Source organism: Desulfosporosinus sp. Sb-LF (genome assembly GCF_004766055.1).
Classification (GTDB): Bacteria; Bacillota; Desulfitobacteriia; order Desulfitobacteriales; family Desulfitobacteriaceae; genus Desulfosporosinus.
The window spans coordinates 358,943-380,443 of sequence record NZ_SPQR01000003.1; the positions used below are offsets into that span (position 1 = coordinate 358,943).

Genomic DNA, 21,501 nt, shown 5'->3' on the forward strand with positions numbered 1-21,501 from the left:
CCTAAGAATTCCAACTCAATCTTAGTAAATGCCAGGGTCGCGGTACTCCCCAAAAACTCCCCTGTAAACATCGCAGATTTCCTGAACAGTGGCATAGTTCTTAACCGCCTCAATACAATAAGGCATAACATTTTCGCCTTTCTTACAAGCAGCCTCGATGTCTTTAAGTGTTTCGGCAACTTTACGGCCATCGCGCTTTCTCTTAACTTCAGCCAGACGATTGAGCTGTTCTTCTTCAACGGAGTCATCTATTTCTACGATTGGAATGTCAACCTTTTCATCTTCCTGAACATACTTGTTCACACCGATCATGACTTTTTCCTGAGCATCAATTTGCTTTTGGAATTTATAAGAAGCATCGGAAATTTCCAGCTGCGGGAAGCCCTTCTCGATAGCAGCAACCATACCACCCATATCGTCGATTTTATGGATATATTCCCAAGCTTTTTCTTCCATTTCATTGGTCAGCGCTTCCACGAAATATGAACCAGCCAGCGGGTCAATAGTGCTGGCCACACCGGTTTCTTCAGCAATAATTTGCTGAGTCCGCAGGGCAATTTGTACTGCATGGTCTGAAGGCAGACACAAAACCTCGTCTAGTGAGTTGGTGTGCAGTGACTGGGTGCCGCCGAGAACGCCGGCCAGAGCTTGAAGAGCAGTCCGCACCACGTTATTATAGGGCTGCTGGGCGGTAAGCGAGCAGCCGGCAGTCTGAGTATGGAATCTCATCCATAAGGAACGCGGGTCCTTGGCACCATAACGCTCACGCATTGCCTTAGCCCAGATCCGGCGAGCAGCTCTTAATTTAGCAATTTCCTCAAAGAAATCGCTATGCGAGTTAAAGAAGAAGGATAATCTGGGAGCAAATTCATCAACCTGTAAACCTTTACGTCTGATCACGTCTTCTACATATTCCATACCGTCTCTTAACGTGAAGGCCAGTTCCTGTACAGCGGTTGACCCGGCTTCTCTGATGTGATAACCGCTGATACTGACGGTATTCCACTTGGGTACATATTTGGTCCCAAACTCTATGGTATCGCTAATTAATTTTACTGATGGCTCGGGCGGGCACATAAAGGTTTTCTGGGCAATAAACTCTTTTAACATATCATTCTGAATGGTACCGCCGATTTTGTTCAGAGGGATTCCCTGTTCCTGGGCACAGGCAATATACATGGCCCATAATATAGTTGCAGGTGGGTTAATCGTCATAGAGGTGGTTATCTTATCCAGAGGAATCCCACTGATCAGGTCTCTGAAATCTGCGATGGAATCAATAGCCACCCCTACTTTTCCACACTCACCCCTGGCTTTGGGGGAATCAGTATCATAACCCATCAGGGTCGGGAAATCAAAGGCAGTACTCAGGCCGGTCTGGCCGGTAGCCAACAGGTATTTCCAGCGTTTATTGGTTTCAACAGCTGTACCCATACCGGAGAACATTCTGAAGGTCCAGTATTTTCCACGGTAACCGGATGGCTGGCAGCCTCTCAAATAGGGATATTGTCCCGGATAAGCTATATCCCGCTCAAAATCCATATCTTTAATGTCCTCGGGGCCGTATATTCTCTTGATTCCTAAATCGGAAACCGTGGTCCAGCTTTCTTTTTGGTCAGGGTGTTTAGCCACAATTTTTTTAACTTCGTCTTCCCATTTTTGTCTTAATGCGCTTGACTTGTTTACTAAATCTTCATTAATCAAAAGTTATTCCCTCCTAAATAGTTTATAGTTTTATACGTCAATTAAGACGTTGAAGCAGTGACGTTGATAGGGCACTAGTACTCGATCCCTGCTCTATCTTTAATACCTGCATTATAGTGATGTTTTACCTCGGTAACTTCACTTACCAAATCAGCCATTTCTCTCAGCTTATCGGAAGCATACCGGCCGCTTAACAATAAATCCAATTCTGCCGGCTTATTTTTAACCATCTCTAGCACTTCTTCCTCCGGAATGAGCTTAAAGTCTAATGCCACATTAATCTCATCCAGGATGACCATGTTATATTCACCACTGGCGATGATCTCTTTGGCTTTTTCCAAACCTTGCTGGGCCATCTCCACATCTACAGGCGCAGGATTGTTCCGCATGACAAAACTATCCAGTCCAAATTGATAGACTTGCAAGTCCGGGAGGTACTTTTCCGCGGCAATCACCTCTCCATATTTACGTCCCTTCATAAATTGAATAATGCATACCTTGTAGCCCTGTCCAATAGCCCGTAAGGCCTGGCCAAAGGATGACGTTGTTTTGCCCTTGCCGTTACCCGTAATTACCATCACCAAACCACGCTTGGCTATGCTCGCTGTGGACTGCATCACACTCAATGTATTCACCTCTTTTCTTTACTCTTCCCCGTCAAGTCAAAGGGCAGCCGAAGGTAGGGGGGGTTCCACTTATCAGACTTTGTGTTGAAATCAATTTGAATCAAATTAATTTCGCATCTCTTACTCCTTTATATAGCATAGCAAGAATGATGCCAATATCAAATAATTCAGAATTATGCCTAAATACCCGTATCAGAATAACTTAGAAAAGAAAACTAAGTCTAATATCGTTGCATTACTGCAACACAATAACCTTCTATTGCCTGTTGCAACTTTGTTATAGTAAGGCAGTTCAGCTTGCATCTGTCGTAATTTTCAGATTATTTTGATGAAAGAGGTCAAACCACCAATATTTTTATCTCCCCACCCTGTTTCATATAGCACAGACTTGTTTTAATCTCCATGTTGCATATTTGAAGATACTGTTGCTATATTGCAACAAATTATTGACTTTCCGTCCTTAATTTGATTAACCCCGCCTTTGCCACAACCCCTTTTTGGTAAGCATGGCGATGCTCCATCATTTCAGTGACAGTATCAGCAATTTCTAAGAACTCTGGAGCACTGCAGAAATCCGACCTTTTGGTTATGTCCCAGCGCTCTCATACTTAGCCCTAAGGCCGCAGTAGTCCTGCCCTTACCATTTCCGGTATTAATCAGAATGAGTCCTGAATCCCTCCCTTACCCCCTTTCTATTAAATTGATTACTTTTACTTGGCCCTCTTTTCGGTTGTCAATTCCAACTAATTGAAATATTCTTTTTACTACCTTCTTAATGAAAATATTCTCTTACATTTAATTTTAGACTTTATTCTTTTTATGACCCATTAGTATAACGAAGACCTAATTTCAATCATGTCAAACGCTAAATTTGACTAGAAAGAGCGAATCATGTGAAGATTATGATAGTCATTTTTTTAATAGATTGGTATGATAAGCTCAGAGAATAAGCTTCTCCAAAAAGTATGGCAAGTAAAGCTAAAAGCAAAGGATTGTGATTATTATGGTTCGACACAAGGTATTATCCCTATTTTCCTTAATACTTTACACCGTATCGCCGCTATAGATCCGAAATTGAAAGAAGTAGCTTACACCACCTACGGCCTTTCCCCTTGGGGTATGATGACCCGTGTTTATCTTCCCTCAGCCACTCCCTCCATATTTGTCGGTATGCGACTGGGGCTTAGCTATTGTTGGCGCTCCTTAGTCGCAGCAAAACTACTGGGAGCTTCTAAGGGGATCGGCTATTTGATTCAAGAAGGTCGTGAAATGGCTCAGACCGATTTGATGCTAGTGGGCGTCTTCTTGATCGGCTTGATTGGACTCATAGCCATGAAGAAAAAGATTCTAAACTCCTAGGTATCCTTTACAGAAGTCTCGATCTCTTATAACGTCCAGTCCGTCAGCCCCGCTTCTTAAAGCAGAACTGATTCTGCACGATCATACCAAAGAGGGAGTAAGAACCTACATTTAAGTAGGTTCTTACTCCCTCTTTGGTGGAAAAAACGGTATTTCTTCTCGGCTATTTAAACAAACTATTGGCTTCTACAGGTCTAACTATTATTCATTTGTGTTTCCCTTTTCCACACCTTGAACTTCAGAACGCCTTTAGTATAGCCCTCCGTCCTTTAACACGCTACTAAGTTTGGAGTTCGAGACAATTTCCATCACTTTCTGTCTATAATATCCTCGACAGGTGGACCAATAAATTCAGCGGCTGCTAGGTTACAATAACAAATGAAGTCTTGACGTTTCCATAATCTATGTCACTACTGCAAGATCCTCTGACTTTGTTGCTACATGAGATGACCCTGATAAGTTGCTTCTAAAAATAAAGGCTTCAGAAATTCCTCTTATGTTTCCGACCCTGTAAAAAGTTGTTATACTCAAGTATATAACATGTTTGTCAATTCTAAAATGTATTATACAAGACGAGGTGGAATAATGGATAACCCAAATCTACCCCAAGCAATCACTGTCGACCGACTTCAGGAGGCATTATCTTTGCAAGCCCTCGGCGGCACGAACGCCTTAGCCCAGAGCTTTTCTCAGTTGTGCATTCGATCGATCCATTTTACAGGAATTAAAACCGTCTCCCTACCCTTTGTTGGGGAAGCCGTAACTTTAGAGCCCAGCGATGGGTCTATTTCTCTGACTCTAAACATTTCAAATGAAACGTTTACTTTGCTTTTCTCACAAAAGGCCCCCTCTTCCTGGCCAATATTTTGTGAGAGGGCAACGGATTGGTTAGATCGTGAACTGGGTCGTATCCTTATGGCAAGTGAACGATATTCACAGATGATCGCTGAGCACTTAACAAATGGAAATGGGTTTTCATTTCTAAACAACTTACAAGAGATTTTCGAGTGTGATATCTTCCTTATAAATAAGCAACTCGAAGTTCTAGGATGGGCCGGGGGAAAATCACTTCCCTTAGATCCCATCTCTTTCAAATCCCCAAAATCGCACGCATCACCTAATCTACCCTCACCCTTCGCTCCACTCTATTCAGGGCAATGGACTGAGAAAGGCTACCAAACTATTCCCCTAACTTGGTGTCCGCTTTCAGGGTCGAAAGGAGTCTTGGGCTTCCTTGGGTTAGCAGCAAATAAAATGAATATGGGAAGTATCGAACAATTCTTCCTTCAGAAAACCGCCACTTTAATCTTACTCGAACTTGTTAAAACGCAGAGCATCCAGGACAGCGAACGCCAACACCATAGGGATTTTCTCTTTGATTTACTTTATAATAATTTTGATTCCCTTGAAGTGATCATTTCACGAGGAAAATTGTGGGGATGGGATTTTGCTAAACCTCACTTTGTCGTGGTTGGGGAAATACCTAGCTATGATCCAGATTCAGCCGAACGCGAACTTTTTGAAGAATTATTTACCGAAATGACCACGATTTTGCATAACCGCCACCCTAAGACAATTTGTCTTGAACGTAATGGTCAAGTCGTTTTCCTCTTCCCGCTGGAGGACATGCTTCCTCAATCAGAGTGGCACGACAAAGCATCCCAGCTTCTTGAGCCAATTATGGAGCAAGCCAAGCATTTCCCCGAAAAACAATCGTTTCACTACGGTCTTGGTAACTTGTATAACTCTGCACGCTACATACACCGGAGCTTTCAAGAAGCGAGGACAGCACTCGAATTAGGTCAACTATTTAATAGCCCCGATCGTTTAGTCTCTTTTCAGGACCTTGGCATCATGCGTTTATTACACCGCTTAGATCGTCAGGAACTAGAAGACTATCGCTCTGAAGTTCTCGCACCTCTCCTGAAATTTGATAAGGAAAGCAATCTCGCTCTTGAAGAAACATTATTAGCTTATTTCTCCTGCAACACAGACCTAAACGCTGCGGGCGAAAAACTTTACCTTCATCCGAACACCCTCCGCTACCGTCTCAAAAAAGCCTCAGAGATCTTAGATCGTGATTTATCTTCCCTGGAAAACCAAGTTAATCTTTTTCTTGCACTTAAGATCGGTCGGATAAAAACGTTATGGTCAGACTAAGTTTACCCCTTCTCTCTTAGCGGAGAAGGGCTTTTGTTTTTTTTTACAACGAATGCCCTTTTAATTCATCGTCTGCTCTAAAGGAACAAAACATCGAAGGCCGAACTATAGCGTATAAAGTGAATAAAGACACAAGAAATTTTACCTGAAAGGAGGAATTCTGTTGACACCATTTTACGAAGACTGCCCCCCACAGGTATTGCAAATTCATGCCGGCCTCTTACTCTCTCTGAGCCTACTCTTCGCAAAAGGAGGAGAAAATCTCTCTCAAACTTTGAGCCCACTCGTTAAATCTTGTACGGCCTTTATCGCCCACTTTAATCTTGACAAGCTACTTCTGGCCGAAGAAACCCTAGCCCACTACTCGAATACGGATAAAGACGAGTACATTCTTATGGGCTACGAGTTCAATCGCCTCTTCGTCGGTCCAACTTCGCCGAAGGCCCCCCCCTATGAATCCGTTTATTTATCCCCCGACCATTTAGTTATGGGAGAGCAAACGTTAGCAGTCCGCAAAATCTACACGCAAGAAAACTTGCAAGCTTTTAGGCAAGGGCGTGAACCCGATGATTTTATTGCGACAGAACTTGAATTCGCGGCTTACCTCCTGAGTCGAATAGTCGACGCGCAGAGTGCAAAAGACGGCGTTCAAGGTCAACACTACACAACCCTACTCCACATGTTTTGGTCTCAACATCTTGGCCGTTGGTTAGGACCCTTTGCCCAAGCCATTTCCGAGTCAACTAAGCACCCTGTCTTCTCTGCATTAAGTGAAGTAATCGCTACTATCACAGCTCAAAACAACCATTAAACACGAAGGAGGCCCATTATGAAACTATCGCGACGCAAATTTCTTGGAGGAGCAGCTGCCGCCGTCTCTAGCCTAACCCTCTTTAATTTTAATTTGTTGACCAGTTCTCCCTCTGCCACTGCTGCGGGTCAAACCTCTGAGACTATGAAAACGTTTCGAAATGTCTGTCCCCGTAACTGCTACGACACGTGTGGACAGATTACCTACGTTCAGGACGGAATCCTTAAAAAGGTTGAAGGGGACCCTAAACATGGCTACACCAACGGTAAACTTTGCCTAAAAGGGTACACTTATCCCCGCCGCGTCTATAGCCCAGACCGCATCAAATATCCCATGAAGCAATCCCCTCGTGGTTCTGGTAACTGGACCCGCATCGGTTGGGATGAAGCCATGGATACAATTGCCAAGAAAATTCTAGATTTGAAAAAACGCTACGGATCGACACTCCCAATTTGCTTAGATAAATACTCTGGCAACTTTGGTATTGTTCACTATGGCATAGAAGGAACAATGTCCAGCCTCGGCTATACAACTCGTGCCGTTGGCACACCCTGCTGGCCCGCTGGCATTGATGCTCAAACCTATGATTTTGGAACGCTTTACAGTAACGACCCCGAAGACATGGTTAATGCCAAGTATATTATTCTTTGGGGACAAAATGCCGCCTGGACAGCGATTCACAGCTTCCCCTTCATCAACAAAGCCCGGGAACGCGGGGCTAAACTAGTGGTCATCGATCCAATCTTAACGTCAACCGCTTCCAAAGCTGATCTCTACATCCAAGTTAACCCCAGTACGGATGGGGCTCTCGCTTTGGGCATGGCGCGATATATCATAGATAACAACTGGGTTGATTGGGACTATGCCCGTGCCAACAGTGTCGGGTTTGATGAATGGGTCGACTATATCAAAAAATCCATTACTTTAGACTGGGCCTCTGAAAAAACCGGTGTGCCTAAAGATATCATCATGGAAATTGCCCGCGAATACGCGACAGCAAAACCAGCTAGTATGTGGGTTGGTTACGGCATGCAACGTCACACGAACGGCGGTCAGAACGTACGTATCATCGATGCTCTCGGTGTCCTGACTGGCAATGTCGGAAAATCTGGTGGGGGAGTTAACTACGGTCACTTGGAAACGTGGGGCTTTAACTATAATGCAATGGTGAACTCTGCTCCCAAGGGCTCTAAAGGATTTATTGGCCCAGATGGCAAAGAAGGGGACCGTTCCATCAACATGAATAACTTTGCCCACGATGTCTCCGCCCAAAGTAACCCCCCAGTAAAAATGCTCTGGCTTGCTTGCCGGAATCCTGGCTCCCAAGACCCCGACACTCATGCCATTGAAAAAATGTTTGCTTCCATGGAATTTGTCGTTACCGTAGACTCGTTTTTCAACAAAACCGTCGAGATGTCTGATATCGTCTTGCCGGCAACCACCCATTTTGAAGATTGGGATGTCATGGCAAGCTATTGGCACTATTGGGTCGGTATCAACCAACGCGCCATTAACCCCTTGTATGAATCGAAAAGTGATGTTGAAATTGCCATAGAACTTTCCAAGAAAATGAATGCCTTAGAACCCGGTTCTTGTACCTTCCCAACTTCAGGAACACCGGAGGAATGGTTAGCCAAAGAATTCAACCCCGGAATACACCAAATGCTTGGCATTAAAGATTATAAGGAACTCGTCGATGGGCCTCGCAAGGCAAACATGCCTTCTGCTTCATGGTCCGATGGAAAATTCCGCACCCCTTCAAAGAAGATTGAGATTCACAGTGAACTTGCCAAAAAGAATGGACTCCCTGCGCTCCCCATATGGGTTGAAGAAATGAAGACCCCCGAGAAATATCCGATCCGATTTATGACGCCCCATCCGCAGCATGCTTTGCACTCCCAGTTTCAAAACCTAGACTGGATGATGACCACAAACCCCGAACCCAAAGTAGAGATTCACCCAGTTCTAGCCGCCAAATACGGCATCTTGGAAGGAAACATGGTTAAAGTCTACAATGACCTTGGTTCAATTACGGTTAAAGCTCACCTAACCCGGACAACCTCCCCAAATGTGGTCGTCTCGTATGAATCTTGGTATAAAAACTCTAACTACAATGTTAATTACACCTTAAAAGCAACTCCCAGCGATATGGGAAAGCAGGCGACCGGTAACGACGGGTTGGCCTTTCACGATAATTTCGTAATGATTGAAAAAGCATAAGGAGGAATCCCTTTGAGTAAACAGCTTGGCTTTTTACACAACTCAGAGAAATGTGTGGGCTGTCGGGGGTGTGAAATGGCCTGCAAAAATGAGTATCAAACTGACGCAACCCCCCAGTGGCGTAAGGTCTTCCAACTCAATGAAGACGCCTTCTCGCTTCCTACCCGAATGTTTTTCTCGATGGCCTGTAACCACTGCGCTCATCCAGAATGTCTCCGTGTCTGCCCGGTAGAGGCCTACACTAAACGCGACGATGGCATTGTAATCCATGATCCTAATCGATGCATCGGCTGTCGACTATGTACCATGGCCTGCCCGTATGATCGTCCCCAATTTAACCCCGCAAAAAAGAAAGTCGAGAAATGCAATCTATGTTACCAGCGAATTGACAAAGGAGAAAAACCAGCTTGTGTCGCCGCCTGCATTCCAGGAGCTCTAGAACTTGTGGAAATCAATGATAGCCTTGACCAGAAAACTGGTGTACTCAAAACCTTACCTGGGCTACCCAGCCCGAAAATTACAACGCCATCGATTCGTTTCATCGGACCGAAACAAGGCAAACAAATTAGGAGGGATTAACCTATGGGAGACTGGGAATGGCCCTTAATTCTATTTACCGTTCTTGGACAAATCGCGGTCGGGATCATCCTTATGCTCTGGTGGCTCGACCGTAGCCGTGATCATCTTAATACGAAATTGTTCAAACAAGGTGTCAATGTTTCTGGGATCCTATTGGCACTTGCTCTGTTGGCTTCACTTTTTCATTTGGGGCATCCAGAAGCAGCCTACCGCGCCCTAGCCCACCTTGGCTCCTCATGGTTAAGTCGCGAAATTCTCTTGTTCCTCCTCACGTTCCTTGCCTGGATCTATCTTTTCTGGCAGTCGAGACAACAAGCAATTAGCCGAATTCTCGAATCAGGCGCCACACCCATCACGACTTCTGAAATTGCAGCTGGAGTACAACAAACTGATAACCGGTCTCTCGGATTAGGGATCACTTCTGTCCTAGGTCTATTGGGCATTGCCAGCAGTGCCATGATTTACGTTCTCCCCCGTGTTCCTGCTTGGAATAACGTAGGCCCCGTTCTTTTCTTCCTACTTACTACAGGATTACTTGGTGCTCTCTGCACCTTGGTATTAGGAACGAAATTGCTTCAACCTGTTCAAAAGAACCTTCTGCTGAAGTGGTCACTCGGATGCACAATTCTTAGCTTACTTCTCTATGTTGTTTACGGGTCTTTGCTCAGCGGAAGCGCTGAAGGATCCCTAACCTTGAGTTTTCTATTGAACAGCCCTCTTTTTTGGGCCCGTGCCCTTCTAGGCTGGCTAGCTCCGCTTCTTCTTCTAGTTAGCCTTCTTAGAAACTCTCAAGTTGAAAAACCTAATCTTATATTAATCGTTACTCTGTTAGTTTGCCTGGGAGAAGTCTTAGGTCGAGCGCTTTTCTACCTAAGCGCCGTCGGCATCCATATTAATGCCTTGTTCTAAGCTATTATCTTGCAACCTTTTTACGGCCCTGGAAGTTTGCCATATCCGCGCAGACATCCAGGGCTCATATTTTTATATTAAACGTAGCAACGTCAGCAAGTTCAGAGCAAGGTAGAATACCTTTTCTAGCTAAAGATTATACTACAGAAAAAATACATCCACGATTTCACTGTAAAGCAACAATTGCCGAAAAACAGCACATTAGCAGATATACGTAAGCAAAATCATTCAATAATACTTAAAGGTTTTTCAGTAAACTCTAACGAATAAGTATTTTAGCGATATTGAGCAGACGAGGAGGGTATCCTTTGAAATTACATCACAATATCTGTCCTCGTAACTGCTATGATACCTGTAGCATTGTGAGCACTACCAGCAATGGTGTCCTCATCTCCGTAGAAGGAAATCCCCATCATGAATACACCTCGGGCAAACTCTGTTCGAAAGCTCTCGATGATGTTAAAAAGGTTTACAGTCCTCAGCGCGTTCGTTACCCTATGCGTCAGCGAGGCCGTTATAGCGGTTTTTGGGAACGTATTACGTGGGATGAAGCATTAGGGCTAATCTCAGAAAAAATCCTTAGTCTCAAGGAGCAGTATGGAACGTCTTTACCGCTCGCTCTGAATAAGTACTCTGGAAATTTCGGTATTTTACACAATGCTATGGAAGGTCTCTTCACTGGCATCGGAGCCACCACAAGAGCTGTCGGGTCCCCATGTTGGTCGGCGGGAGTCGAAGCCCAGACTTTAGACTTTGGAACGTACTTTTGTTCGGACCCGCTGGATATGGCTCAGGCTAAGTTAATTTGGCTCTGGGGAGTAAACCCTGTCTGGACAGCCGTTCACCAAATGCCGATTATTTTTGATGCTATTGATCACGGTGCAAAGGTCGTTTGCTTCGATACACATTTTAGTGCCACAGCCGCACGATCTCATCAGTTTATACAGGTACGCCCTGGAACCGATGGGCTTCTGGCTTTAGGATTTGCCAAGGTCCTATTAGAAGAAAATCTTATGGACCCCAATCTTAGTGATTATACGGCAGGGTGTGAAGAATTCATCCACTACCTAGAAACGAAAATTTCCCTTAGCCATTGTTCAGAGGTTACCGGAGTTCCTATGTCAACCATTCGTGAACTTGCCCTGGAATACGGTCAAACCAACCCAGCTTGTATATGGGCAGGCTTTGGCTTACAGCGTTATACGAACGGTGGGCAAACCCTACGCGCTATTGATGCATTAGGGGCCTTCGCGGGACACCTTGGTAAACAAGGAGGTGGGGTTCAATACGCTCAATTTGAAACCTGGCGTTTTTCTGGGGAGATTAGTGGGGATAAGCCCTCTTCAGACAAGATCAATTCGATGGATCGCAACTTGAATATTAATCGTTTTTCAGATGAAGCACTCAGTTGCACCGATCCCCCTGTTAAAATGCTCTGGATTTCTGGAAGAAACCCTTTATCCCAGGATGGTAATCTACAGCGCTGGAAAAAACTTATCAACCAACTAGATCTAATCGTCGTAAGCGACCTTTTTCATTCCAAGTCCTCCGAAGCAGCTGATATTTTCCTTCCCGTAACGACACATTATGAACACTGGGATGTGAATGCCGGGTACTGGCACTATTGGGTGGGGGTCAACGAGCCCGCTATTTCTCCTGTAGGGGAATCCCGCTCAGACTTACAAATTGCTTGGGATGTTTCTTCTCAGTTAAATCATCTTACCCCTGGAAGTTGTACGTTCCCCACTTCGGGTAATGAAAAAGAAACCCTCCTACGCGAACTCGGTCCTCAAATGTTAGAAATACTAGGCTTAGAAAACCCTGAAGATATCTTAAAAGGTCCAGTGCGGGCAAAGTTCTCCCGTACTGCATGGGAAAATAGAACCTTCGCTACTCCTACTGGGCGCTATGAATTCTTCTCAACTCAAGCAGCTAACGCCCAACTTCCTCCACTCCCAATCTTCGTGCCGCCTCTTTCTCCTTCAATTAATACTCCGTTACGCCTTTTGACTCCACATCACCACTCAACTATTAACTCTCAGGCTTATGCTTTAGATACTCGTAAGACTGATTTCATCTTGTATCTTGCACCCGAGCTCGCCCAACTTTATGATCTAGTAGCGGGTGACCGAGCTCAGATTCGGAATGAGTTTGGTCAGTTAAACGTAATCGTTCACCCTGAATTTGGCTTCTCGACAGATATTGTGGTTATTTTCCAGGAACAAGTTGACGCGAATTTTCCCCTTAATCGCTTACTCGGCACGCCGTCAACCGATATGGGACAGATCACTCTGGGGGCCCCAGGGTTTGCATTAAATGAAACCTTCGTGAATTTGAGAAAACTATAGACATAACGGAGTGTGCCGTCTTATGGTCAAACAATTGGGGTTCTTGCTTAATGTTAATCGTTGTCTCGGCTGTGGAGCTTGTGCCAAAGCATGCCAAAATAAAAATCAATTGCCTCCCCTCCTTCGATGGCGTCAGGTCCGTATGGTAGAGAAGCTCTCAATAGACCATATTCAGAAATTTTACCTATCGACCGCCTGTAATCATTGTGGCAATCCAGAATGCTTAAGGGTCTGCCCAGCCGGAGCCTATGCTAAACGCCGCGATGGTATCGTCTTACATTTTTCCGAGAAATGTACTGGCTGTAAGTCTTGCGTTGCCTCTTGCCCCTTTGGAGCTCCCCAAATCAATCCTCAAACCAATAAAGCTACTAAATGCCAACTCTGCTATGAGCGATTAGATCAAGGAATGTCTCCATCCTGTGTTCAAGCCTGCCTAACTGGTGCGCTTGAGCTCAAGGAAGTACGCGATATTCCAGTGAACCAACTCTTACGGCTCACTGCCCCCGTTCCAAGCCTTCGGTTGACGCGTCCCTCTGTTTTCTATAAACCGCCCAGGGAAACAAAGGTATAAAGAAAGACTTGGCTTGAACCAAACCTCAGCTACCATTGCGCCAGCAGAAAAGGACGCTCACGAACGAGGGATAATAGAGATATCTTTGTAATTTCCTACAAAGATGTCTCTATTATTTTGTGAAATATTACAATGATTTTTATTGTAGCCCCTTTTGTCTGTGATGCTGCAAATGCCCTCTTAGCTGTTATAATACTGTTTCCAAAATACATTTCCATATATATCCTTATTTAACATAACTATCATTCGATATTCTTAAGAACCAAGGCATTATTTTTTTGATTTATAAGCAAACTAACGACGTAAATTGAGGAGGTGATTTAGATGGCTTCAGAAGCAAATAATGAAAATAAACCAAGGGAACAACCTATACATAGAAGTACGAAAAGAATTATCTTGATAACAACTCTTGTAATAGTCGCTTTAAGTGTCCTAATGTTTTTAACTATGCATTTTACATCTCAACCAAATTTCTGTGCAAGTTGTCATCAAATTCGTCAGCCAGTGGCTAGTTGGAGCGTAGGAGCTCACAAAAGTGTAACCTGTCTCGATTGCCATGCAAATCCGGGTACCGTTGGATACGTATCACGAAAATTCAAAGGATTAGGAGAAGTTTATCTCCAGCTTACCAATCAAGTTCCTACTACTCTTGTGGCCAAGTACAACATACAAACCTGTATCGTATGTCATACAGGACAGAATGGATATTATCCAAATGCTAAAAATATTAAACTTACATCTGGGCCATTGGCTCCTAAATCTTCTCATGAAGAAATTCTTCAAAACAACGTTTCCTGTCTCGTCTGTCATCGATACGTTGCCCACGGTGAACCTCAAGGGTCAACACCATAAAATAACTACTTTCAAAATAATTCAAAGGGAGGAACCATTATGATCCGAAAAAAACATCTTATGACATCCATAATTTCACTAGCATTTTTAGCGGTCTTAACAGTGGGTTGCAATACAGCTCAAACTCCCACAACTCCCACCCCACCAGCGGCTCAACCTACCGGAGTAACCAAGATCGCTTATGTTGGAGATGACACGTGTAAACAGTGTCACCCTACAAAATTGGACAATGTCCCTCATACCCAACATTACCAAGCCTTTAAACCCATTTCTGATTTTCCGCTAGACAAGCCCTTGGGTTCTATCACCGTTTTCGATTCAGTCAACACCGAAAAGCCAACGTCTACAACGATCGATTTATCGAAGGCCAAAATCTACGGAGTTCAGATGAACGACTATATTATTGCAGAAGTACCCGCTGCAGCTGGATTCAAAGAAAAGCTCTATCGTATTGCCGCCCTTAAAAAGACAAATGATAAATGGCAGGTTCAACCTGCAAAACAAGCCGACGTAGATAAGGATGGCAAGCCCGACTGGACTGCGGAAAGCTTCAGTTCTTGTGCGAAATGCCATGCACCTGGAATCAATAATGCTTCGCCTAATTATGGTTTATCCTGCGAATCGTGTCATGGTCCGGGTGGAACCCATGCCAGCGCCACCGATAAAAAGGGAACTATGAGCCTTGAAACCGCTAGCACTTCCTGTTTGGGTTGTCATAAGAGCGATCCTATAAAAGATGCCCAAGGGAATTTCACGACAGACAACCATCATGGTACTCGTGACTATTTCGCAAGTAAACATGCTCAGAGTTCCCAAGTTAATGGATGTTTGACTTGTCATAACCCACATAAAGCTAATGCCAGTGGTGCCCTACTCCGAGCAGATAAACCAGCAGATATTTGTGTTACATGTCATGCTGGGAAAAACTTAGATCCTGATACCATTATGTGGAAAAACCCGAGTGATCCCTATGGACACATCACAAGGGATCACAGCTTCGGAGCTATCAAATACCCAGATCTCGGAGATGACCCTGCAACTAAGCCTACTGAGATAAAGAATCCTACTGTTATCGATTTGGTCAAAAAAAGTTTGCCAGAACTAGCGAAATAAACTTTTAAACAGACAAAGAGCCTCAACGATGAGGCTCTTTGTCTTTACTTATCGTAATCTTTTCCAAGACAATTTAATTCTTAAGCAGGATTATAGTATTTTAATGTAGAAGATGTTGAATAATCTGTAAAGCTCTCGAGCAACCAGATATACGTGTTGTGTAGGAGTAAAGATTATGAAACTCCCTTCCCTATCTAAACTAACGCGTACCTACGTCTTGGCCTTAAGTCTAATTGCTTTTCTTACCATCGCCAGTATCATAGCACTCCATCAACTGATACTAACTCAGTCTGATAGCGCTCGGCTCATAAATGTAAGTGGGTCGCAACGCTGGTTGTCTCAAAAGGCAGCCCTTCTTAGTACACAGCTTGTTTATGCCTCTACTACTGGTGAGCGTGATCAATTCAGAAGGCAATTGCAGAGTACCCTTGGGAAAATACAAGAGAACCATCAAGAATTAGTCAGTGGTGCTCCACAATCGAATTTGCCAATACAATTATCTCGGCAAATGCAGGCGATGTATTTTAGCCCACCCACGAATTTGCAAGTGCGCATTGAACGTTATACATCTGAAGCTCTAGATTTAGCAAATGAACCAGTTGATTTGCTCACCCCTGATAATCCTCATTTGACTTATCTTTTGCAAAATACGGAAGCGTTATTGGAATCCCTCAATCGAATCGTATCCCAATACCAACGAGAAAGTGAGGCAAGAGTCCAGCGACTCCAGATGTTGGAAACAGCCAGTGGCGGGATTATTATTTTAACCCTAACTTTTCTGGGACTGTATACTTTTCGCCCTTTAGCCAATACTTTACTAGAAGAGAGGGCTCAATTGGAACGAGCTAATCAGGAACTAAGCTACCTATCCTCAATTGATGGATTAACCGGCATTGCCAATCGTAGATACTTTGATCAATTTCTTGCTCAACTATGGTCTCTAGCTGCTCGCAATAGCGAACCCATAGCACTCATTATGTGTGACATCGACTTCTTCAAAGCGTATAATGATACTTACGGTCACCTCCAAGGCGACGAATGTCTTAAAAAGGTAGCCGCTGCTATAAAAAGATCCCTACAGCGTCAAGTGGATTTAGCCGCTCGTTACGGTGGCGAAGAATTTGTTGTAGTTCTTCCTAACACCGATGTGAAAGGTGCTCTAATAGTAGCTGAATCTTTACGGGCCAACGTCGAAAGTCTTGAAATACCCCATCACTCTTCCTCTGTTACACAAAAAGTAACAATTAGTTTAGGAGTTGCTATTGGATTAGCTAATCCTACTGTTTTACCTTCAACCTTAATTGAATCGGCAGATATTGCTCTTTATGAAGCGAAACAGAATGGTCGTAACTGTCACAAATTGGCCAGTAGTTCCTCTTAGTACCAGTCAATATTTTACATTTTAAACAGATTAAATTTCAGGAGGTTCAATCATGAGTTTTGAAATTAACAAAAGTGTCCAATGGGTTGGTAAAATCGACTGGGAATTAAAAAAGTTTCATGGGGATGAATACTCTACACACCGAGGCTCCAGTTACAACTCATTTCTTGTACGCGACGAAAAGATAGCCCTTATCGATACCGTTTGGACACCTTTCGCTAAAGAATTTGTTACTAATTTAAAGAACGAAATCGATTTAAATACGATCGATTATATCATTGCTAATCATGGTGAACCCGATCACAGTGGGGCTTTACCCGAATTAATGAAGGAAATTCCTAACACCCCCATTTATTGCACCGCCAATGCCATCAAATCCTTAAAGGGCCAGTATCATCAGGATTGGAATTTCGTACCTGTCAAAACAGGGGACAAACTAAGCCTTGGATCCAAAGAGTTTGTTTTTGTCGAAGCAAGAATGCTCCATTGGCCTGATACGATGTTTACATACATGACCGGGGATAATATCCTATTTAGCAATGACGGTTTTGGTCAGCACTTAGCTTCTGAGCACATGTTCAATGACTTAGTCGACCAAGCCGAGTTATATCAGGAAGCCCTTAAGTATTATGCTAACATCTTAACTCCTTTCAGCAAATTTGTGGAAAACAAAATCAATGAGATCTTAAGCTTTAATTTGCAAGTCGATATGATTTGCCCGAGTCATGGTATCATTTGGCGGGACAACCCTTTGCAGATTGTTAACAAATATATGGAATGGGCTAAGGATTACCAAGAAAACCAAATTACAATCGTCTACGATACTATGTGGAACAGCACCCGGCAAATGGCCGAAAAGATTGCCGCTGGGATCAAACTAAGTGACAATGAGGTTACTGTCAAATTGTTTAATTCTAATTCCACCCATACCGACAAAAATGACATTATTTCAGAAGTTTTTAAGTCAAAGGCGGTCCTTGTAGGTTCACCGACTATTAATAAAGGAATCCTTTTCTCCGTTGCCGGGATACTAGAAATGATTAAAGGATTAGGATTCAAAAATAAAAAAGCAGCTTCCTTTGGTAGTTATGGTTGGAGTGGTGAAAATACAAAGCTTATTTCAGCCGAATTAAGCAAAGGCGGGTTCGAAGTCCTCAATGATGGACTTAAGGCGACTTGGAACCCCGATAACGATGCTTTAACGAATTGCGAAGAATTTGGACGACGTATCGGAGAAGCTCTTAAGTAATAACAACTAAAAAAGCAAGGTGAGCATTTTAAACGCTTACCTTGCTTTTTTTATACTCATTCCTAATAATAACTCATTTTTAATCTTCATAAGGGACAAATAATTTGAATCCTTTTTAATACCTTAATGGAACTACCTTATAATGCCTACTGTTTAAAGGTAATCATAATATCTACAATTTCCGGAGTATTACCCACCCGAATCGGCGGTCCCCAAGTCCCATAACCCGAAGAAACGATAAGTTGAAAATTTCCCTTGCGAAGCAGTCCCCAGTCGTCTTCGAAGATACGGTGCGTGATAAATCGAATGGGAAACAATTGGCCAACGTGCGTGTGTCCGGACAATTGCAAATCCACCCCTTGTTCAGCAGGCTCTTCTAATTGCGATGGTTGATGATCCATTAATATAATCGGAAGAGAATGGTTTACTCCTTGCATGATGGTTTCTAAGTCTTGCCTCTTAACACCGTTGAAACGCGCCCCCGAACGATCATCTCGCCCCATTAGATAAAAACTTCCGTCGATCTCCTGGGAGCTGTCCCGTAGTACCTTAACCCCTGCTTCCCCTAGGTACCTTATAGCTTCCTCGGCATTCCCGCCAATATACTCATGGTTACCCAGTACCGCAAAAACACCGTACGGAGCACTCAGTTTTCGAAAGTTATCGGAAACTTGTTGTTTATTAGACGATTCAATATTCTCGTCAAACACATCCCCCGCAAATAGAACGAGATCGGGTTTTAGTTTATTAACCGTATTGACCATTTTTGTAAGATGATCGTTATGAACGATTGTTCCTAAATGGATATCTGAAACCATAACAATATGCAACTGTTTTAGCTGCCCCGCTTGTTTAGGAATTGACAAATCATAATGATTTACCCGAGGATGGCGAGCATTCCATGCCCCATAACTTACAATACCAACAACCAATATAAAAATAAAGAATCCTAAAGCGGGGTTTAAGCTCCGTTTTATTTCCGGTGGTACAAGTCGAAAAAAGTGGTCGATCAATCGTAGTAAATCTAACACTGCGATCGCTAATAAGAAGTACCACATAAAAGCCAGCCAATAAGCCCCTACTAGGGTCAATCCTTCGTATATAACTTTAGGTAGAAACCTCTGACTAAATCGGCTAAATAAATAGGATAAGGACAACAGCCAAAAAGCTAGCCAAAATACTCTAGGACTTAAAAAGGGGACAAAGTTAAATAAGGCCTGCCACCCACGCAAACCAATGTAATAGTTAAGTCCACCATAAATCAGAAAAATAACACTACCCACCAAAATATAAAAAGGGGTTACCATCTGAATTAATTTCACCTCCAAATAATAATTTTATATTCAGTTGAAAGTTCTCCTAAAGTTAGAATAATCCTCTTTTCACGTACCTCGTAATAATCACAATTATCTGGTCCTGAAATCATAGAACTTACAAAGAATGAACAAACTAGGTCAAAAATAGTTTGCTACGAAAGGAAAGACCGGAATGGATATTTCTCTTGAAGATGTATATAAGGCTAGAGAAACATTAAAAGGAGTTACCTATAAAACCACGTTAGTATATAACCCCATTATAAGCGCCATGTGTAACAACCAAGTCTTTGTAAAAATGGAAAACCTCCAACATACAGGCTCCTTCAAGCTAAGAGGAGCGTACAACAAGATTGCTCATTTGACTGCGGAGGAAAAGCAAAAGGGCGTGATTGCTTCGTCTGCAGGCAACCATGCCCAGGGTGTAGCCGTAGCTGCTACCGCCTTCGGCATCAAGTCGACCATAGTCATGCCCAAATATGCTCCCCTCTCCAAAGCAACAGCAACACGCCGTTATGGCGCAGAGGTTATTTTTCACGGTGAAGTTTATGACGAGGCTTACGAGGAAGCCCAGCGTATACAAGAAGAGACTCATGCAACATTTATTCATCCCTTTAATGATCCACTGGTGATTGCCGGTCAGGGAACCATTGCTTTGGAAATCCTTGATGATCTGCCTGATGTTGAAGTCGTCGTAGTACCCATTGGTGGCGGTGGATTGATCTCAGGAGTTTCCCTGGCACTCAAAACGTTGAAACCGGACGTCCAGATTGTTGGTGTTCAAAGTAAAAATATACCTTCGATGCAGGAATCTATTTCGGAGAACCGAATCATGACAGTCCACGGAATTCCGACCATTGCCGATGGTATTGCTGTTAAAACGCCAGGTGCTATACCATTTGAACTCGTCAAAAAATATGTTGACGAAATAGTAACTGTAGACGAGGACGAAATTGCCAGTGCAATGCTTTTGTTTTTAGAAAGTGCCAAAGTCGTTGCAGAAGGTGCCGGTGCAGCTCCGGTTGCAGCTATCATAAATTGCCTTTCCCATTATAAGAATCGCAAAATGGTTGCGATACTAAGCGGTGGCAATGTAGATGTCAACATTCTCGCCCGAACAATCGACAAGGGACTTGTAAAAAATGGACGCAAATGTTTCCTAACCACCGTTATTAGTGACCGTCCTGGGGCTCTAGCACAACTACTGCAGTTAATCGCCAGCATGGGCGCAAATGTCCTTGCGGTTACACACAGGCGAGAAACCCTAGATATTCCAGTGAGTTATGCTAAGGTGGAACTCGAATTAGAGACCACGGATGCAGAACAAGTGCAAACGATTAAGCAACTACTTGAGAAAAACTATTACCACGTTAAAATTCAGGTATGAGTTGCATTGGAATACTACAAACCTTTGTTTGAAGTAATAACCATATATTTCTTAAAGGCCTTGACAATAAAAACACTGTTGTTAAGCTGTGGCGGGAGACCCTCCCTTATCAATTCAAGAAGTAAGTAATGAACTTCAAGGAACTCCTCCAAGTCGTCAATGTGGTCCATTACCAGGAACCATACTCCGAATTTTATTCCAGCAGGCGCAGTCGTTAATCTCCTCAACCTCATTGAAATTGATTCACCCAGTGGCGTCTGTCTAATTGTTTTTCACCATTCCAAGGCGGTGGATCTAGCGGAATGAATCTCCAACAATTATCAGTTCAGTGGCAAAATATAATTATTGCCACTGAACATAGCCCTTAAACTGCCTTAGTCCAAGAACCTTAATGGCAGAACGCGCCTCAATGGTACTTATGGGGGGTATAATTACTAAGTATTTTACACTGGGTTAGACATAATCTTATAATAGAATTGCTTGAACTACTTAGAAGGTACAGTTGTCGTTGTAAGAAATCAGAAAATAAAGATTTTAAAGCATATGGACGTGGATTACAAAACACAATTACATTTACAAAAAGTAGGAACTAACCTTTGTAAAAAGAGTATAAGCATAGGATTATTAGTGGCAACTTTTAGCTTAGACGAGATGTTGCTGGGGATAGTGTATTCGGATTTTGATAGTGGTATAAAGGAAGTTACTTCGACTACCTTCTTTCGTTAACGGCTGTTGGCCTTATCGAGTTAACGAAGTGTTACCTCAGATAATGATTATGGTACAAGCGCCATGTAATTTTTTTGGTTAGATAGGATCCTCTTCACACACTATGAGCGCACACATGATCCTACTACCTATGAAGCAACGAAACCCTAGTCATTTACGTTATAAAGCGAAAGCCTAGGCTTTCGCTTTATAA

The 21,501-nt window shown here is 43.2% G+C and carries 19 protein-coding genes and 1 pseudogene; 14 read left to right on the forward strand and 6 right to left on the reverse strand.

What is annotated here, in order from left to right; genetic code table 11:
• Positions 1-21 precede the first annotated feature (21 nt).
• The 4 genes and pseudogenes from E4K68_RS06305 to E4K68_RS20975 all read right to left on the reverse strand — a co-directional run.
• Positions 22-1,704: a methylmalonyl-CoA mutase family protein gene (locus tag E4K68_RS06305; protein WP_135378097.1), complete on the reverse strand. Its 1,683-nt coding sequence runs from the start codon at positions 1,702-1,704 to the stop codon at positions 22-24.
• Positions 1,705-1,778: 74 nt separating this feature from the next.
• Positions 1,779-2,330, reverse strand: a complete 552-nt coding sequence (locus tag E4K68_RS06310) for a cob(I)yrinic acid a,c-diamide adenosyltransferase (RefSeq protein ID WP_135378098.1) — start codon at positions 2,328-2,330, stop codon at positions 1,779-1,781.
• A gap of 443 nt (positions 2,331-2,773) precedes the next feature.
• Positions 2,774-2,854, reverse strand: coding sequence for a hypothetical protein (locus tag E4K68_RS21620; RefSeq protein WP_348982841.1), 81 nt, complete (start codon positions 2,852-2,854; stop codon positions 2,774-2,776).
• Positions 2,855-2,894: 40 nt separating this feature from the next.
• A pseudogene (locus E4K68_RS20975) lies at positions 2,895-2,993 on the reverse strand (cob(I)yrinic acid a,c-diamide adenosyltransferase); the annotation flags it as partial.
• Between the two features lie 267 nt (positions 2,994-3,260).
• On the opposite strand from E4K68_RS20975, the gene E4K68_RS06320 reads away from it, so the two are divergent.
• The 12 genes from E4K68_RS06320 to E4K68_RS06375 all read left to right on the forward strand — a co-directional run bounded on the left by E4K68_RS06320 (position 3,261) and on the right by E4K68_RS06375 (position 17,882).
• Entirely contained in the window at positions 3,261-3,689 is a 429-nt protein-coding gene (locus tag E4K68_RS06320; protein WP_243450278.1) for an ABC transporter permease subunit, read from the forward strand.
• Between the two features lie 585 nt (positions 3,690-4,274).
• Positions 4,275-5,849: a helix-turn-helix domain-containing protein gene (locus E4K68_RS06325; RefSeq protein ID WP_135378099.1), complete on the forward strand. Its 1,575-nt coding sequence runs from the start codon at positions 4,275-4,277 to the stop codon at positions 5,847-5,849.
• Between the two features lie 163 nt (positions 5,850-6,012).
• Complete coding sequence (locus E4K68_RS06330; RefSeq protein WP_135378100.1) at positions 6,013-6,660, forward strand: molecular chaperone TorD family protein; 648 nt, start codon at positions 6,013-6,015, stop codon at positions 6,658-6,660.
• A gap of 18 nt (positions 6,661-6,678) precedes the next feature.
• On the forward strand, positions 6,679-8,880 hold the full coding sequence (locus E4K68_RS06335; protein WP_135378101.1) for a molybdopterin-dependent oxidoreductase: 2,202 nt from the start codon (positions 6,679-6,681) through the stop codon (positions 8,878-8,880).
• 12 nt (positions 8,881-8,892) lie between these two features.
• Entirely contained in the window at positions 8,893-9,459 is a 567-nt protein-coding gene (locus tag E4K68_RS06340; RefSeq protein ID WP_135378102.1) for a 4Fe-4S dicluster domain-containing protein, read from the forward strand.
• Between the two features lie 3 nt (positions 9,460-9,462).
• Positions 9,463-10,368, forward strand: coding sequence for a DmsC/YnfH family molybdoenzyme membrane anchor subunit (locus tag E4K68_RS06345; RefSeq protein ID WP_135378103.1), 906 nt, complete (start codon positions 9,463-9,465; stop codon positions 10,366-10,368).
• Positions 10,369-10,676: 308 nt separating this feature from the next.
• A complete protein-coding gene (locus tag E4K68_RS06350) occupies positions 10,677-12,716 on the forward strand; it encodes a molybdopterin-dependent oxidoreductase (RefSeq protein WP_135378104.1) in 2,040 nt (679 codons plus the stop codon).
• 22 nt (positions 12,717-12,738) lie between these two features.
• On the forward strand, positions 12,739-13,287 hold the full coding sequence (locus tag E4K68_RS06355; protein ID WP_135378105.1) for a 4Fe-4S dicluster domain-containing protein: 549 nt from the start codon (positions 12,739-12,741) through the stop codon (positions 13,285-13,287).
• A 324-nt stretch (positions 13,288-13,611) separates the two neighbouring features.
• Positions 13,612-14,139 (forward strand): NapC/NirT family cytochrome c, encoded by a 528-nt coding sequence (locus E4K68_RS06360; RefSeq protein WP_135378106.1) that lies wholly within the window; start codon positions 13,612-13,614, stop codon positions 14,137-14,139.
• 39 nt (positions 14,140-14,178) lie between these two features.
• Positions 14,179-15,252, forward strand: coding sequence for a cytochrome c3 family protein (locus E4K68_RS06365; RefSeq protein WP_135378107.1), 1,074 nt, complete (start codon positions 14,179-14,181; stop codon positions 15,250-15,252).
• Between the two features lie 175 nt (positions 15,253-15,427).
• The gene (locus E4K68_RS06370) at positions 15,428-16,633 is read left to right on the forward strand and encodes a diguanylate cyclase (RefSeq protein WP_135378108.1); all 1,206 of its coding nucleotides are present in this window, start codon (positions 15,428-15,430) and stop codon (positions 16,631-16,633) included.
• Positions 16,634-16,685: 52 nt separating this feature from the next.
• Positions 16,686-17,882: an anaerobic nitric oxide reductase flavorubredoxin gene (locus tag E4K68_RS06375; protein ID WP_135378109.1), complete on the forward strand. Its 1,197-nt coding sequence runs from the start codon at positions 16,686-16,688 to the stop codon at positions 17,880-17,882.
• Positions 17,883-18,028: 146 nt separating this feature from the next.
• On the opposite strand, the gene E4K68_RS06380 is transcribed toward E4K68_RS06375, so the two are convergent.
• The gene (locus E4K68_RS06380) at positions 18,029-19,204 is read right to left on the reverse strand and encodes a metallophosphoesterase (RefSeq protein ID WP_348982839.1); all 1,176 of its coding nucleotides are present in this window, start codon (positions 19,202-19,204) and stop codon (positions 18,029-18,031) included.
• Positions 19,205-19,370: 166 nt separating this feature from the next.
• Between E4K68_RS06380 and ilvA the strand changes: the two genes are divergently transcribed.
• Positions 19,371-20,582, forward strand: a complete 1,212-nt coding sequence (gene ilvA / locus E4K68_RS06385) for a threonine ammonia-lyase (protein WP_135378110.1) — start codon at positions 19,371-19,373, stop codon at positions 20,580-20,582.
• A gap of 14 nt (positions 20,583-20,596) precedes the next feature.
• Here ilvA and E4K68_RS20285 read toward each other — a convergent pair whose 3' ends face one another.
• Positions 20,597-20,815, reverse strand: a complete 219-nt coding sequence (locus E4K68_RS20285) for a hypothetical protein (protein ID WP_158291372.1) — start codon at positions 20,813-20,815, stop codon at positions 20,597-20,599.
• A 247-nt stretch (positions 20,816-21,062) separates the two neighbouring features.
• On the opposite strand from E4K68_RS20285, the gene E4K68_RS20290 reads away from it, so the two are divergent.
• The gene (locus E4K68_RS20290) at positions 21,063-21,308 is read left to right on the forward strand and encodes a hypothetical protein (RefSeq protein ID WP_158291373.1); all 246 of its coding nucleotides are present in this window, start codon (positions 21,063-21,065) and stop codon (positions 21,306-21,308) included.
• Positions 21,309-21,501: the final 193 nt, after the last annotated feature.

What these genes read in the sequence shown, in the direction of transcription:
- ilvA (WP_135378110.1), top strand. Translation starts at nt 19,371, where the DNA reads ATGGATATTTCTCTTGAAGATGTATATAAGGCTAGAGAAACATTAAAA.
- E4K68_RS21620 (WP_348982841.1), bottom strand. Translation starts at nt 2,854, where the DNA reads ATGATGGAGCATCGCCATGCTTACCAAAAAGGGGTTGTGGCAAAGGCG.
- E4K68_RS06355 (WP_135378105.1), top strand. Translation starts at nt 12,739, where the DNA reads ATGGTCAAACAATTGGGGTTCTTGCTTAATGTTAATCGTTGTCTCGGC.
- E4K68_RS20285 (WP_158291372.1), bottom strand. Translation starts at nt 20,815, where the DNA reads ATGAGGTTGAGGAGATTAACGACTGCGCCTGCTGGAATAAAATTCGGA.
- E4K68_RS06345 (WP_135378103.1), top strand. Translation starts at nt 9,463, where the DNA reads ATGGGAGACTGGGAATGGCCCTTAATTCTATTTACCGTTCTTGGACAA.
- E4K68_RS06320 (WP_243450278.1), top strand. Translation starts at nt 3,261, where the DNA reads ATGATAAGCTCAGAGAATAAGCTTCTCCAAAAAGTATGGCAAGTAAAG.
- E4K68_RS06365 (WP_135378107.1), top strand. Translation starts at nt 14,179, where the DNA reads ATGATCCGAAAAAAACATCTTATGACATCCATAATTTCACTAGCATTT.
- E4K68_RS06325 (WP_135378099.1), top strand. Translation starts at nt 4,275, where the DNA reads ATGGATAACCCAAATCTACCCCAAGCAATCACTGTCGACCGACTTCAG.
- E4K68_RS06360 (WP_135378106.1), top strand. Translation starts at nt 13,612, where the DNA reads ATGGCTTCAGAAGCAAATAATGAAAATAAACCAAGGGAACAACCTATA.
- E4K68_RS06370 (WP_135378108.1), top strand. Translation starts at nt 15,428, where the DNA reads ATGAAACTCCCTTCCCTATCTAAACTAACGCGTACCTACGTCTTGGCC.
- E4K68_RS06375 (WP_135378109.1), top strand. Translation starts at nt 16,686, where the DNA reads ATGAGTTTTGAAATTAACAAAAGTGTCCAATGGGTTGGTAAAATCGAC.
- E4K68_RS06335 (WP_135378101.1), top strand. Translation starts at nt 6,679, where the DNA reads ATGAAACTATCGCGACGCAAATTTCTTGGAGGAGCAGCTGCCGCCGTC.